Source organism: Mycolicibacter nonchromogenicus, assembly GCF_002101775.1.
Classification (GTDB): domain Bacteria; phylum Actinomycetota; class Actinomycetes; order Mycobacteriales; family Mycobacteriaceae; genus Mycobacterium; species Mycobacterium nonchromogenicum.
The window spans coordinates 1-13,789 of sequence record NZ_LQPI01000015.1 but is presented as its reverse complement, the minus strand read 5'-3'; the positions used below and the strand labels follow the sequence as shown (position 1 = coordinate 13,789).

11 protein-coding genes and 1 tRNA gene are annotated in these 13,789 nt (G+C 67.6%); 6 read left to right on the top strand and 6 right to left on the bottom strand.

From position 1 onward, the window contains the following. Positions 1 to 321: 321 nt before the first annotated feature. Positions 322 to 2,130 (top strand): putative bifunctional diguanylate cyclase/phosphodiesterase, encoded by a 1,809-nt coding sequence (locus AWC18_RS00485; protein ID WP_085136969.1) that lies wholly within the window; start codon positions 322 to 324, stop codon positions 2,128 to 2,130. A 421-nt stretch (positions 2,131 to 2,551) separates the two neighbouring features. Then, entirely contained in the window at positions 2,552 to 2,917 is a 366-nt protein-coding gene (locus tag AWC18_RS00480; RefSeq protein ID WP_024440654.1) for a PAS domain-containing protein, read from the top strand. A gap of 5 nt (positions 2,918 to 2,922) precedes the next feature. Here AWC18_RS00480 and AWC18_RS00475 read toward each other — a convergent pair whose 3' ends face one another. The 3 genes from AWC18_RS00475 to AWC18_RS00465 form a co-directional block, all read right to left on the bottom strand. Further along, on the bottom strand, positions 2,923 to 3,579 hold the full coding sequence (locus AWC18_RS00475; protein WP_085136967.1) for a TetR family transcriptional regulator: 657 nt from the start codon (positions 3,577 to 3,579) through the stop codon (positions 2,923 to 2,925). Then, the gene (locus tag AWC18_RS00470; RefSeq protein ID WP_085136965.1) at positions 3,579 to 4,265 is read right to left on the bottom strand and encodes a TetR family transcriptional regulator; all 687 of its coding nucleotides are present in this window, start codon (positions 4,263 to 4,265) and stop codon (positions 3,579 to 3,581) included. Before AWC18_RS00470 ends, AWC18_RS00475 begins: the two co-directional genes overlap by 1 nt. Positions 4,266 to 4,462: 197 nt before the next feature. Then, positions 4,463 to 5,617 carry an esterase-like activity of phytase family protein gene (locus AWC18_RS00465; RefSeq protein WP_085136963.1) on the bottom strand — a complete coding sequence of 385 codons (1,155 nt, stop codon included), beginning with the start codon at positions 5,615 to 5,617 and terminating at the stop codon, positions 4,463 to 4,465. Positions 5,618 to 5,663: 46 nt separating this feature from the next. On the opposite strand from AWC18_RS00465, the gene AWC18_RS00460 reads away from it, so the two are divergent. Then, positions 5,664 to 7,631, top strand: coding sequence for an acyl-CoA dehydrogenase family protein (locus AWC18_RS00460; protein ID WP_064997494.1), 1,968 nt, complete (start codon positions 5,664 to 5,666; stop codon positions 7,629 to 7,631). Positions 7,632 to 7,670: 39 nt separating this feature from the next. Further along, entirely contained in the window at positions 7,671 to 8,054 is a 384-nt protein-coding gene (locus tag AWC18_RS00455) for a hypothetical protein (RefSeq protein ID WP_085136961.1), read from the top strand. A gap of 18 nt (positions 8,055 to 8,072) precedes the next feature. On the opposite strand, the gene AWC18_RS00450 is transcribed toward AWC18_RS00455, so the two are convergent. Beyond that, positions 8,073 to 8,148, bottom strand: a tRNA-Asn gene (locus AWC18_RS00450). A 134-nt stretch (positions 8,149 to 8,282) separates the two neighbouring features. Between AWC18_RS00450 and AWC18_RS00445 the strand changes: the two genes are divergently transcribed. Beyond that, positions 8,283 to 8,537 carry a hypothetical protein gene (locus AWC18_RS00445; protein WP_064997492.1) on the top strand — a complete coding sequence of 85 codons (255 nt, stop codon included), beginning with the start codon at positions 8,283 to 8,285 and terminating at the stop codon, positions 8,535 to 8,537. A 17-nt stretch (positions 8,538 to 8,554) separates the two neighbouring features. On the opposite strand, the gene dnaG is transcribed toward AWC18_RS00445, so the two are convergent. Next, on the bottom strand, positions 8,555 to 10,471 hold the full coding sequence (gene dnaG / locus AWC18_RS00440; RefSeq protein WP_085136959.1) for a DNA primase: 1,917 nt from the start codon (positions 10,469 to 10,471) through the stop codon (positions 8,555 to 8,557). 81 nt (positions 10,472 to 10,552) lie between these two features. Then, entirely contained in the window at positions 10,553 to 11,806 is a 1,254-nt protein-coding gene (locus AWC18_RS00435; RefSeq protein WP_064997490.1) for a deoxyguanosinetriphosphate triphosphohydrolase, read from the bottom strand. 78 nt (positions 11,807 to 11,884) lie between these two features. Here AWC18_RS00435 and AWC18_RS00430 point away from each other — a divergent pair. Continuing rightward, on the top strand, positions 11,885 to 13,789 hold a 1,905-nt coding region (locus AWC18_RS00430), incomplete at its 3' end, for a TPM domain-containing protein (protein ID WP_085136957.1).

The window sequence follows — 13,789 nt, the reverse complement described above, 5'->3', positions numbered from 1 at the left end:
CACCACCGCGCACACTCCGCCATCGGAGGCAAACCGCCGATCACCCGGCTGACCAACCTCCCTGGACATCACAGCTAACCGATCAAGTGCGCGTGTAACGGATCGGTGCCAGAGGGCCGCGTCGAGCGATCTAGCAGGCATAATTCGGCTGAGAAGTTTCCGGCCGAGCGGTCTCTTCGAATATGCTCGACAGGGCATCGGCCCGAAGCGATCCCAGGCCTCCTGCGGCCCCCGCGGCTCGCCCGCTGGGCTGCCGGTCTTCGGGGGAAGGACATCGTGGCGGATAGATTGGCGCTGGTCACCTCGATCGCCGCCCAGCTGATGGCCACCACACCAGCGACGGCTGCGGCGGTCAGTGAACGCGTGCTGAAGACGCTGGTGGAGCAGCTAAACGTCGACGCCGGGTTCCTGCGCCACAACGATCACGAGATCAGGGCCTCCAAGCTGGTGGCCGAATGGCCGCCGCGCACCGATCCGCCAGAGCCCGACCCCTTAACGGTCATCCCGTTCACCACGGCCGATCCCGTCTTCACCACGTGTGCGCACGGCAAGCGGGTGGCAATCATCCGGCCGGACCCGGACGAGTCCGCCTATGTGCGCCAGATGGCGACCGACCACGCCATCGAATCGCTGTCGGTGGCCACGGCGCCACTGATCTCCGGCCCGGTGACCATCGGAATGCTGGGGCTGGTCAAGTTTCGCCGACCTAAGTGGCGACCCGAAGAACTCAACACGATCGAGGCGATCGCCTCGCTGTTCGCGCAGTTGCAGGCCCGTGTCGCGGCCGAGGAGCGGCTGCGCTACCTGGCCGACCACGACGATCTGACCGGACTTCACAATCGCCGTGCGCTGGTCGCCCATCTGTCCGAACGACTCGTCGCCGGCAATCCGGGGCCGGTCGGCGTCTTCTACATCGACCTCGACCGGCTCAAACCGATCAACGACTACCTCGGGCATGCCGCCGGCGACTGGTTCATCCGGGATTTCGCCCGACGCCTGCGTGCCTACGCCGGGAACCGCACCATGGCGGCCCGGATCGGCGGCGACGAATTCGTGGTCATCCCGGACTGGCCGATGTCGATGGCCAGCGCCGAGACGTTCGCCGATCGGCTGCAGAGCGCGTTGCGCGAGCGGGTGGAGATCCAGGGCCACACGGTCAACAGCACGGTCAGCGTGGGCGTGACGGTGGGGCTGCCCGGGGAGGACACCAGCGCCGGTCTGCTGCACCGCGCCGACGAGGCCGTCCTGGCAGCCAAGCGCGGCGGCGGCAATCAGACCGTCAGCTCCACCGACGACATGTCGCTGAAGAGCTTGTTCCGCAAGGACATCGAACTCCACATGCAGGGCAAGATCGACGACGAGTCGTTGCTGTTGTACTACCAGCCCGAGGTCGACCTGTGGAGCGGCGCGATCGTCGCCGTAGAGGCGCTGGTCCGCTGGCGCCATCCCACCCGCGGGCTGCTGTTGCCGAGTTCGTTCATCAGCATCGCCGAGTCCGCCAACCTGGCCGATGATCTGGGACGGTGGGTGATGCGCACCGCGTGCGCGGAATTCAGTCAATGGCAGACGAACGGTGTCCGAACCAACGCGACCCTGCGCATCAACGTCTCACCGATCCAGTTGGCCGCTCGCGGTTTCGTTCAGAACGTGGTGGAAACCATCAACGAGTTCGGCCTGCGCCCCGGCTCGCTGTGCCTGGAGATCACCGAGCGCGCGGTGGTGCAGAACATCGAGAACACCCGTCGAACCTTGGCGGAGCTGCGCGAAGCCGGGGTGCAGATCGCCATCGACGACTTCGGCACCGGTTACGCCGTCCTGTCACACCTGAAGGATCTGCCGGTGGACACCCTGAAGATCGACACGGTGTTCGTGCGTGAATTGGGCGTCAATCCGGGTGATCTCGCGATTGTCCGAGCGATCATCGCCCTGGCCGAGGCCTTCGGTCTGCAGGTGGTCGCCGAGGGCGTGGAAACCTCAGCGGCCGCGCTCACCCTGATGCGGCACGGCTGTCATCGAGCGCAGGGATTTCTGTTTTCCCGCCCGGTGCCCGGCCCGGCCGCCGAAGCGATGCTGGCGTCACGCTGGATGGCGATGCCCTTCCTGGCCGACAGCCAGGCTTTGGTGATCTGACAAGAACAACGCCCGGTAGAAAGTGGCACACAACCGCACCCCCATGCGCCTGCCGGCGAGCGCTGCAGTCGGTGCGGTGCACCAACGCGGCTCGGCGTGCGGCGGCAGATGGCGATGCGGACCCCTCAAGGTGCCCCGGGCGAAGCTTGGGGAGGAACTCACCGGTGCCGACTGCGGCGCACGCCTCAGCGCGCCCCCGCCCGACAAACCAGTTCCTCGCATAAACGGAGATAGTACATACCTTTTGGATGGTGTTCAATGCATACAAGACTGTGCGTCACCTCACGTTGGCGGTCGGAGGTAGCCCTCTGCGCCGCGGTCAAGACCCCGGCAGCGGCGAACACCGCCCACGCCGTGCACGGCGCCGGTCATAATCAGATCCATGGAGCGACGGCGCAACGCGCAAACCCCTCTGGAACCGATGGACACGCTGCGGCAGTTGCCGGCCCTGGTCGCACTCGAGCGCATCCCGGTACCGGTCCTGGCGATCGCTGACGACGGCACCATCTTGTTCGCCAACAGCGGGTTCGCCGCCATGCTGGGCTACACCCAGGAGGAGGTGCTGGCGCTGGAGTTCCGGCAGATCTTCGGTCAGGTTCCACCCGCTGAGGAATCGGCCCTGTCGGTGATGCACTCCCTGGCCAATCTGGTTGTCTCCCTGGAACATCGGGACGGCTCCACGGTGCGCGCGCTGATGAGCAAGTCAGCGCTGGAACGTGCGGACGACCGGGTTGCGCTCGCCACCTTCCAAGACCTCACCGAGCAACTCTGGCTGGAGGAGCGTTAGGACCGTCAGCGCTCGGCGGCTGCACCGCCGTCCTGGTAACGCAGCGCATCGCGTGCCAGGAACTGGCGGAAATACGGCAGGGAGTCGGCCGCCACGATCGCGGGCAGCAGCGTCTCCCACATCCGGGCCACCCGGCCGATGCTGTCACCGCTGTAGTGCGTCAGCAGCCACGTGCCGAGCATCGCTGAGGTGATCGACTCGGCCACTTGGCGGGCGTCGAGTTCTTCGCGCAGATCGCCTTCGGCGATCGCACGCGCGGTCTGGGCTGCGACCGCATCGGCCCATTCGCTGCCGAGCTCAGCCCCTAGATCGTTGGACTCGGCCAGCGCAAAGACCAGGTGCCCCGCGGCCCGCGCCTCCTTGTCGACCGACAACACCTCGGTGACGGCGAACATGCCGTGGATCATCCCCTCCAACGCGGGTGAGGACGGCTGGCACATGCCCCGGAACGTGGTCAAGACCGTGGCGAAACCGCCCTCGATGATGGCCGCCACCAACGCATCCATCGAATCGAAGTGGTGGTAGAGCGCTCCCTTGGTCACCCCGGCCCGCTCGATGATCGCGGCCCGCCCGGCAGCGACATACCCGGCCTCACCGAAAACGTCGATGGCCGCATCGAGCAGCTTGCGCCGAGTCGCCTCGGAGCGGACCTGACGCGCCATCAGCCTGCCTCTCCCTCGGGCATCGCCGTCGCCTCCGACGTGGTCCTGATAGCCAACGCAGTACGCCGTCGAACGAACTGAACGAAGTAATCGATGCGATCGGCGGGCACCACGCTGGGCAGCACTATCGACCAGATGCGCTCCAGCTCACGCAGGAACTGTTCGGGCTCACCAAGATTGCCCGCCTGTCGCAGCCCCAGATACAGCGCCACCATCATCCGGGCCACATCCTCCGGATCGCGATCGAGGACGTCCCCTTCCTCGATCGCCCGCTCAGTGACAGCACTCAGTGCCTGAATCGTGTTGTTGAGCACGGTGGCCTGCAGTCCCTCGGCCACTCCGACCACCGGAAGCAGATGCAACATCGCCCGTGCGGTGTCACTGGTGAGGTCTTCGACCGCCATGAGGTAACCCACGTCGAGCAGCGTTTCCAAGCCGGACAGCTTGCGGTCCGCCAACGCCCGGATTGCGGTGCCCGTCTTGGCGAGTTGTTCATCGATGACTGCCAGGGCAAGCGCATGCTTCGAGCGGAAATGGAAATACATCGCGCCCTTGGTCAATTCCGCTTCAGCCAGAATGTCGTCAAGGCCGACGTCGTGAAAGGGCCGCTGGGCGAACTGATGCGCCGCGGCACGGATGATCTGCTGACGCGTCGCATCGGCGCGCCGGTCGGTCGACTCAGCCAACTCGCGATCTCATCCTCGTCGCTGACCAGCAGTCGTACCACACGCGGGTTACGGTATCAGTCGAATGCCGAAGTGGACTGATTTCTATACTTGAAATCGCCAGTCACCTCTGTTGACATTCCGAATACGCCAATTCCGCGAAGCCAGATTGTGTTCAGTCTGCTTGAGACGGTTGCGACCGCAATCACCGTCTCCGGCTAGTCGGCGGGCATCGCGAAGGCGACGAACTGAGTTACCTCGTGTGGCGAGAAGTTGTCATCGCTGACCAAGATCACGCTCTGTCGGCCATCGGGCAGACGCGGCCCCAGCGTCAGCCCCTCGATGTTGTCCAACGGCTCCAGCCCGGGCGTGGTGGACAGGTCTGCCACCAAGGTCTTGGTCATCGGAGTCACGCTCGCGCCGGCCAGCGAGGGCATCCCGAGCACGTCGGTGGCGCCGGCGATCTCGGCGCGAAACAACCGCACCGTCGAACGGTCGCCGAACCCGCGCTCGATCACCAGAAACGCGGTGTCGGACAAGGCCGTCAGATCGGAGAGACCGTTGGTTCCGGATGGTTCGGCGGCAGGTTCCAGTGGGTAGGCGTACTGGGCGACCGGTTCGTCGGAGCTTCCGTCGGAGTCAAGGCGGTAGGCGGTGATTCGGGTCAGCGCGCCGTGAGCGTGGTCCGGCAGCGGGCCGTCGTCGTATCCGGGGCCCTCCATTGCGGCGAACAGCATTCCGCCGTCGGAGGTCACCGTCAGGCCTTCGAGAGTGGTGTTGCGGCGCGGTCCGGTGGGCTGAGCCGACATCGCCAGCTGCGACGGCATGGTGACCTGGCCGAGGTAGCTGCCGTCGAGCCCGGCGGTACGCACCCAGGGGTCGGCCAATATCGCGCCGCGTGGGCCGTCGGTGCGCCGCTCCCCCTCCGATGACCAATACAACCGCTGGCGCCCGGCATCGAACGCGATGCCTTCTGGATCGGGCGGTATGACCGGCGGTGTCGCGTCGAAGGCCGCCGGCTCAAACGGGCGCCCGCCTTGATCCAGCAGCGGGGTCATGGCGGTGATCACCGCGCCGTCGACGCCACGGTCGGACACCGAGAGCCGCACCGTATAGAAGCGGGCCGGCCCGTGGGCCGAGCGATCGTCGCTGATCACGTAGTAGCAGTCGCGCGCCGAGTCGTAGCTGATCCCGGACAGGCCACCCACCACGGTGCCGGCGAAGAGGGTGTTCGGCGCCAGGATTGTCTGGCCCAGATACTGCGCCCCCGCTGTCGCCGTGGCGGTGTCGCACGGTGCGAGACCGGCACACCCAACACCGCCGGTGAGCAGCACAGCGCACAGCGCCGGCAACCGGCTCCACTTCGGACGCACATCCGTAAATCTAAACCCGGTTTACCGGCGGCTCCCGCTGGATACGGTGCATGAGGTGACCACTACCGATTCCCTGCGCGACACCTTGGACGGCCGCTGGCGGACGGTGAAGAACCAGGTCCGGGCCACTCTGCGCGATGAGAAGTTTCGCCCCCACTACACCCCGAACACAGCGATCGCCCGCGCCAAGGTCGCCGAACAAATGCGGATTCTGGCGGGCTCCGGCGTGGCGGCAGACAGTTTCCGCAAAGAACATGGCGGCACCGGCGAGGTCGGTGCCGCGGTCACCATGATCGAGATGCTGGCCATGTCGGATCTGTCGCTGATGGTCAAGGCCGGCGTGCAGTGGGGCCTGTTCGGCGGCGCCGTGGAAAATCTCGGCACCGAGCGCCACCACCGCGCCTACGTCGAGAAGATCATCAACCTCGACCTACTCGGCTGCTTCGCGATGACCGAGACCGGCCACGGCAGCGACGTGCAGTCACTGGAGACGACCGCCACCTACGACCCGGCGACCCAGGAGTTCGTGATCGACTCCGCCACCGGATCCGCCCGCAAGGACTACATCGGTGGGGCCGCGGAAACCGCCACCGTTGCGGCGGTCTTCGCCCAGCTCATCACCGGCGGCGAAAACCACGGCGTGCACTGCTTCCTGGTGCCGATCCGCGACGCGCAGGGCGACGATCTGCCCGGTGTGACCACCTCGGACTGCCATTACAAAGGCGGCCTGCCCGGGGTGGACAACGGCCGCATCGTCTTCGATCACGTCCGAGTGCCCCGAGAGAACCTGCTGAACCGCTACGCCGACGTGGAGCCCGACGGCAGTTACCGATCGCCGATCGAGAGCGACGGCCGGCGGTTCTTCACCATGATCGGCACCCTGATCCGGGGCCGGGTCTCGGTGGGCGGAAGCGCGGGCGCGGCCGCCCGGGTCGCCCTCGACATCGCTACCCGATATGCCTTGCAGCGCAGGCAGTTCAGTGCCCCAAGCGATGACGGGGACGAGGACGAGGTGCTGATCATGGACTACCTGGTTCACCAGCGTCGCCTCTTCCCGCTGATCGCCCGCTCCTATGCGCTGCAATTCGCCCAGAACGAGCTGGTGGGCCGCTGCCATGATCTGCAGACCGCTGACGAGCCCGACGCCGAAGAGCAACTCGAACTGGAGGCACGCGCGGCCGGACTCAAGGCGGCCAACACGTGGCACGCCTCGCGCGCCATCCAGGAGGCGCGCGAGGCCTGCGGCGGCGCCGGCTACATGGCCGAGAATCGCCTGATCGCGCTGCGCGCCGACATCGACGTGTTCACCACGTTCGAGGGCGACAACCACGTGCTGACGCAACTGGTGGCCAAGCAGCTGCTGACCACCTACGCCGACGACATCGCCGATCTGAGCCCGGTCGGATGGGTGCGGTTCGCCGCCGAAACCGTGGGTGATCGGGTGCTCAAGCGCACTGCGGCCGAAACGATCATCCAGACCATCGTGGACGCCAGGCAGGACAGCGAAGAGGAGGGCAGCCTATTCAACCGGGGCACCCAGGTGCACATGTTCGAAGACCGTGAGGAGTACCTGCTGACCTCGGTGGCGCGGCGGCTGCGAGCCAAGGCTGAGGAGATGAGCGACTTCGACGCCTTCAACGCGGTCCAGGACCATATGCTGCACGCGGCCAGCGCTCACATCGACCGCGTGGTGCTGGAGGCGTTCGTGGCCGGAATCGACTCCTGCCCGGATCCCGAAGCCCGTGAACTGCTGGAACTGGTGTGCGACCTGTACGCACTCAGCGTCATCGAGGACGACAAGGCCTGGTACATCGAGCACCGGTATCTGTCCACCGAGCGGGCCAAGGCCGTCACCCGCGGCATCAACGACCGGTGCCGGAAACTGCGCCCGCACGCGCAGACTCTGATCGACGGATTCGGCATCCCCGAAGAACTGCGGTACGCCGAAATGCTGCATCCGGAACACCTGTCGGTACCGCCCGCCGGTGCGCCCACGGGGTCGCCGTCTTTATAGGCTGTCTGAATCCCAGTCCAAACAAAGGAGTACCTCATCATGGCGTGGTTCCTCGCCCTGAATGCCACCCCCACCAAGGGTGTGCAAGCGCCCACCTATGAGCTGCACGAAAGCGCTGATCTCGAGCGGATCACCGAGGAGCTGGCCACCTTCGCGGCCACCGACCGGGCCGTGGCGGTTCCCGCGGTCTTCAGCAACGGCCGGCAGGTCACCGTGTACGTGCGTCCGGCGGCCTGGGGCGCGTGGGCCATCTACGAGCTCAGCGACGAGGAGCGCCGCGAGCTGGTGGCCAACAACCCGCTGGTCAACGCCCTCGCGCAGGCCCGCGCCGCCAAGCAGGGGAACCAGCAGGCACCGTCGATGTTCGCACCGCAGCAGCCGCCTTCACAGGCGGGGCCTTCGTCGATTCCCCGGCTGGACTGACGCCGCCGGTCTCAAGCGTGGCTCCCCCGGGTGGACTCGAACCACCAACCCTCCGGTTAACAGCCGAATGCTCTGCCAATTGAGCTACAGGGGATTGCTGTCCTCGCGGACTTGCAAGACTCTAGCGCATACCGAAACCATCGCCGTGCAACGGGGGTCGCACCCGGCCCCCGTTGCGCCGCGTGAGGCAGGATGGAACCACTGCATCGACTGTTCTAAGGGGCTGCATTGATCAGGTATGTCGTGGTGATGGGGGTCGGCTACGTGCTGGGCACCAAGGCCGGCCGCCGCCGCTACGAGCAGATTGTCGCCACCTATCACGCGATGACGAGCAGCCCCGTGGCCAAGGCATTGATCGACAAGGGCCGGCGCAGCATCGCTGACAGGATCCACCCCGACCCCACGATGGTGACACTGACCGAACTCGAGGACGGCGTCACCGTGGTGCGGCCAGAAGATCCCGAGAACGACGCCCGCGCCTGAGGCACCTCCGGCCGGGATCAGGCGGTCAGATCGTCGCCGCTGGCCTGCTCCAGCAGACTGCGCCGGTAGGCCTCCATGGCCACCAGATCGCCGAAGAGCGCGTGGTATTCGTCGCTGTGCTCCACCGGTGACATGCGCTGCAGTTTGGATTTGACCTCAGCGATCTGTCGGCCCACCCACACCTCCTGCAGCCGGGCCAGCACCCCGCCGATATAGCGCGGCAGCTTGTCCTCGTCGACTCGGATGGCCTCCACGCTCAACTCGTGGATCAGCGCGGTGGTCAGCGAGGAGGCCGTCTGCTCGCGCACCGTCTCGACCCACTGCGCGCCGCCGGTGCCGGCCACCCCGGCCGTGCCCCCGGCGGCATCGATCGCCGAGCGCACCGCGGCATAACCGGGGTGGGTGAAGCTCTCCACCGTCAAGGTGTCGAACACCGGGCCGGCCAACGCGGGGTACTGCAGCGCCGCTTTGAGCGCCTCGCGCTGCGGCCACAACGTGGGGTCGGCCGGATTCGGCCGCGCGACCGCCGGCTGTTCGGCGGAGCCGGTGGCCGCGCGTGACGCCTGACGGTCCCGGGCCGGACCGCTGTGCTTGGCATCGCCCTTGGCCTGCGCACGCACCCGGCCGATCACCTGCGCCACGTCGTCCCAGCCCACCCACCCGGCCAGCTGGCGTGCGTACTCGTCGCGCAGCGTCGGGTCCTTGATCTGGGCGACCATCGGCACGCAGCGGCGCAGTGCCGCGACCCGGCCCTCGGCCGTGTCCAGGTCCATCTCGGTGAGAGCGGTGCGCACCGCGAATTCGAACAGCGGGGTGCGGCGCGCGACCAGATCACGCAGCGCCTCGTCACCGTGCGCCAAGCGCAGATCACACGGATCCATACCGTCGGCGGCGACCGCGACGAACGACTGCCCGGCCAGCTGCTGCTCACCCTCGAGTGCCTTCACCGCGGCGGCACGTCCCGCCGCATCGCCGTCGAAGACGTAGATCAATTCACCCCGAAAGAACTTGTCGTCCATCATGAGTCGGCGCAGCATCGCCAGGTGCTCATCGCCGAAGGCGGTACCGCACGATGCGACCGCGGTGGTCACGCCCGCCAGATGCATGGCCATCACGTCGGTGTAGCCCTCGACGACGATCGCCTGGTGCCCCCGAGCGATGTCTCGTTTGGCCAGGTCGAGGCCGAACAGCACGTTGGACTTCTTGTAGAGCGTGGTTTCGGGGGTGTTGACGTACTTGGCCTCCATCGGGTCGTCGTCGAACAACCGGCGGGCACCGAACCCGATCACCTCCCCGGCCGCCGAACGGATCGGCCACAGCAGCCGGCGATGGAACCGGTCCATCGGACCGCGGCGCCCTTCCCGAGACAGGCCGGCGGCCTCGAGTTCCTTGAATTCGAAGCCCTTGCGCAGCAGGTGTTTGGTCAGACTGTCCCACCCGGATGGGGCGAAGCCGCAGCCGAATCGTTCGGCGGCGGCGGCATCGAAGTTTCGCTCGGTGAGATATTTTCGCGCCGGTGCGGCCTCCGGTGTGCTCAGCGCCGCGGCGTAGAACTCGGCGGCCGCCGCATTGGCGGCGATCAGGCGGCTGCGGCCGCCGCGCTCGCGCTGGATGTTGGTGGCCGACGCACCGGTGTAGGTGATGGTGTGGCCGACCCGATCGGCCAGCAGCTCCACCGCCTCCACAAAGCTGGCGTGCTCGATCTTCTGCACAAAGGCGTAGACGTCGCCGCCTTCCCCACAGCCGAAGCAGTGGAACAGGCCGTGGTTGGGCCGGACGTGGAAGGACGGCGACTTCTCGTTGTGAAACGGGCACAAGCCCTTCAGCGAATCCGCGCCGGCACGCCTGAGCTGCACGTAGTCACCGACAACGTCCTCAATCCGGACACGTTCGCGGATGGCGGCGATGTCGCGATCGGAGATACGGCCTGGCACCGGGTCAGTCTAGAGCGCGCCGCCCGGCCCCGCGGCGATGCGAGCGCGACGGAAGCCGGGTGTACGGGTCGCCGAGCTCGGCTAGCCCGCGACCAGCCGTTCCAGTCGCCCCTCGGTGCACGACGCGATCTGATCAACGATCACCCGCAGCCGCGCATTGTCGTCGGCGGCAGCGTTGAACGCCGGGACGAAGATCGGGTCCAGGCTGTCCGGTGCGGTGGCGAGCAGCCGATGCGCGACCTCGTGTACCTGCTCACGCTGGGCCGCCTGAATCCTGCGGTGCTGATCCGAGGAGATGATGAACTGCACCGCAAGGGTTTTCAGCACAGCTACTTCGGCCCGAACCAGTTCGGGAACTTCCAGGTCCGCCTGGTAGCGGGTCAGCGGCCCCGGTCCGGCGGCAGCGTGGGTGGCGGTGATCGCCGCGGAGGCGAAGCGTCCGACCAGCTCGCTGGTCAGCCGTTTGAGTGCCACCGATGCCGACAGGGTCGCGTCGTAGACGCCCACGGCGGCCACCACCGGCAGTTCAGTGAGCCGGCGCGCCGCCCCAGCCAGATCATGCACTCCGTGGGGATCACCCAGCCGCGTCAGCTCTGCCACGGTCGACGCGTCGGCCAGCACCCGCAGGTCGATGCGGCCCGAGATGACGCCGTCTTCGACATCATGGACCGAATAGGCGACGTCATCGGCCCAGTCCATGATCTGCGACTCCAGGCAGACCCGGCCCTCCGGCGCTCCCCGGCGCATCCACTCCGCGACCTCCCGGTCGTCGTCGTAGAAGCCGAACTTGGCCCGTACCGAGCCGTCTGCCGCGCGACGGTGCCACGGATATTTGGTGACGGCATCCAGCGCCGCCCGGCTCAGATTCAGCCCGGCACTTGCACCGTCGGGTCCCAGAACCTTGGGCTCCAGAGAAGTCAGGATGCGGAAGTTCTGGGCATTTCCCTCGAATCCACCGCAGCTCGCGGCGATTTCGTTGAGTGCCTGCTCACCGTTGTGTCCGTACGGGGGGTGGCCGATGTCGTGAGCCAGCCCGGCCAGGTCCACCAGGTCAGGGTCGCAGCCCAGTCCGATCGCCATCCCCCGGCCGATCTGCGCGACCTCCAGCGAGTGGGTCAGGCGGGTGCGCGGAGTGTCGCCGTCTCGCGGGCCCACCACCTGAGTCTTGTCGGCCAGCCGGCGCAGCGCAGCACTGTGCAGCACCCTGGCCCGGTCGCGGGCAAAGTCGGTGCGGTGCTGGCCGCCGGTTCCGGGCAGTCCGGCGGTTTTCGGCGACTCCGCCACAAGGCGCTCGCGGTCGAGCGCGTCGTAGCTGTCGCAGGAGTTTGTGGCCACCGCGGCCAGTCTATTTTGACCCGGCCCGCAACCATGACACGCCCGCCCGAACTCCCCGATCGCATATGATTTACCGGCATGCGCATCACCCGCCTGGCCGGCGCCGCCCTGTCGTTTCTCACCGCGGTGCTGCTGGTGGCTCCGGGCGCTGCCGCGCAGCCTCCGCTGCGACTGCCCACCCTGATCACCGACAGCGCCGGAGCGCTGTCGCCGTCCGAGCGCACCGGGGTGCAGGACGCGATCGACAGGCTCTACGCCGACCGGCATATCCGGCTGTGGGTGGTCTACGTCGACACGTTCGCCGGGCAGACCGCCGAGGATTGGGGTCGTAGCACGGCGCGGCTCAGTGATCTCGGCAGCAACGACGCCATGCTCGCGGTGGCCGTCGCCGACCGCAGCTACGCCTTCCTGGTTTCCAGCGGGATCTCCGAGATCAGCTCGAACAAGGTCGACGCGTTGCGACGCAATCAGATCGAACCGGCCCTGCACCGCGACGACTGGGCCGGCGCGGCCTCAGCGGCGGCCACCGGTCTGGCTGCCGCCGCCGCACCCGCCGAGGTGAGCTGGGGACCGATCCTGATCGCCCTGGCCACGGTGGCGGCCGCGGGCCTGGTGTTGCTGCTGGTGGTCCGTCAGCTGCGGCGCCGGCGCCGGGCCGCAGCCCTGGCGGCAGCCCGACGGCTGGATCCGACCGACCCCAATGCGCTGGCCGACGTCCCGGTGTTCGCGCTGGACGCCTTGTCGCGGGAGAAAGTCGTCGAGGTCGACAACGCGGTGCGCACCAGCGCCAACGAACTGGAGCTGGCCGTCGAAGAATTCGGGCACGAGCGCACCCGCCCGTTCGCGCAGGCCGTCGCGTCCGCCAAGGCGGCCATGGAACACGCCTTCAATGTGCGCCAACAACTCGACGACGACATCCCCGAGACGCCGGCCCAGCAGCGCGACCTGCTGACCGGGGTGATCGTCACCGCCTCGAAGGCCGACCGCGAGCTGGAGACCCAGCGGGCCGCGTTCGAGCAGCTGCGGGACCTGGTGCTCAACGCCGGCGACCGCCTCGACGCGCTGACCCAGCAACTGGTCGAGCTGACCGGCCGTATTCCGGCCTCCGAGCAGCATCTGGTCGCGTTGCACTCCGAATTCGACGCCAACGCGCTCAGCTCGGTGTCCGGCAACGTCAAGACCGCACAGGACCGGGCCGCCTTCGCCGAGCGCAACATCACCCGCGCCCGCGCTCTGGCCGAGCGCCCGGTGACCGGCGGGCAGAGCGAGCTGGTGGACGCGCTGCGCGCCGCCGAGTCGGGGCTGGGCCAGGGCAGGGCGCTGCTCGATGCAGTCGACAACGCCGCCGGCGACATCCGCCACGCGGTCGCCACACTGCCCGAGACCATCGCCGACGCCGAGGCCGGTGTCGCGGAGGCCAACGCGCAGCTGCAACACGGGGCGGGCAGGCACAAGTCCGAGCTGACCGCCGCTCGCGATGCCGTGGTCAAGGCCGTGGCCGCCGCCCGCACCTCCGGAGATCCGCTCGGCGCCTTCACCGCGTTGATCAGGGCCGACTCCGACCTGGACCGGTTGCTGGCCACGGTGGCCGAGGAGCGAGCAGCCGCGGAGCGGTTGGCCCGGACCCTTGAGCAGGCCCTGATCACCGCGTCGTCGCGCATCCGCGCCGTGTCCGAATACATCGACACTCGTCGCGGCAGCGTCGGCCCGGAGGCACGCACCCGGCTGGCCGAGGCACGCCGCCGCCTCGAAGCCGCCCGCGACAAACGCTCAACCGACGTCGCCGGAGCCATCAGCCAGGCCAACGACGCCGCCACCCTGGCCGCCGCGGCGCAGTCACTGGCCAAGGCCGACGTACAGGACGCGCAGCGCGCTTACTACGGGCGATACGGCAACGATCCCGGCCGCGGCAGCGACACCGGCGCCATGCTCGGCGGCATCATCATCGGCAACATCCTCTCCGGCGGGGGCGGCGGCTTCGGC

What these genes read in the sequence shown, in the direction of transcription:
- AWC18_RS00475 (WP_085136967.1), bottom strand. Translation starts at nt 3,579, where the DNA reads ATGGCGCGTCAGGTCCGCTCCGAGGCGACTCGGCGCAAGCTGCTCGAT.
- AWC18_RS00455 (WP_085136961.1), top strand. Translation starts at nt 7,671, where the DNA reads ATGGCGTGGTTCCTCGCCCTGAATGCCACCCCCACCAAGGGTGTGCAA.
- AWC18_RS00480 (WP_024440654.1), top strand. Translation starts at nt 2,552, where the DNA reads ATGGACACGCTGCGGCAGTTGCCGGCCCTGGTCGCACTCGAGCGCATC.
- AWC18_RS00485 (WP_085136969.1), top strand. Translation starts at nt 322, where the DNA reads ATGGCCACCACACCAGCGACGGCTGCGGCGGTCAGTGAACGCGTGCTG.